1 protein-coding gene is annotated in these 518 nt (G+C 38.4%); it reads left to right on the top strand.

All coding sequences use genetic code 11. The features are described from left to right. Window positions 1–518: hypothetical protein (locus BTV99_RS13510; RefSeq protein ID WP_178377972.1), on the top strand; the 518-nt coding region annotated here is incomplete at both ends.

Below are 518 nucleotides of genomic sequence, written 5' to 3'. Positions count from 1 at the left end.
TTCTTAATAATGTAGGCGATATTGCAACAATACAAGCTCAACTCAACAACCTGTCAACTGATACTCAAATAGCCAATCAGCCAGTTAAATTAGTATTTGACAATAAAGCTTTGGCAAGTTTATTCACTGTAAATGGACACAAGGGTTCAGCCAACATAAACGCTAATACTGATGATAATGGCTTGGTTGGTTTTGACATCTTAGTGTCAAATGATTTAACAGATGCAGAAAAAGAGGCGCTTAACAAAGAAGCTTTGACGGCGACCTTGACAGAGACACTAACGGGTAAACAACAACAGGTCAAAATCAAAATCCAGTCTATGACAGCGGCCATTTCTTTATTGGTGAACGCATCAAATAAGTTAAACCTAAATGGTGGTGAAACACAAGTTGAGGTCATCGCAAAAGATAAGAAAGGCAATATTGCTGTAGATCAAAAAGTATTTTTAGCCCTGCCAGCTGCTGTTGCTAGTAAGGGTGTGACCTTGGTATCTAATGGTAGTCAGACTACTGATAAC

Source organism: Psychrobacter sp. Rd 27.2 (genome assembly GCF_001921755.1).
Taxonomy (GTDB): Bacteria; Pseudomonadota; Gammaproteobacteria; order Pseudomonadales; family Moraxellaceae; genus Psychrobacter; species Psychrobacter celer.
This window is presented reverse-complemented; position numbering and strand designations above follow the sequence as displayed.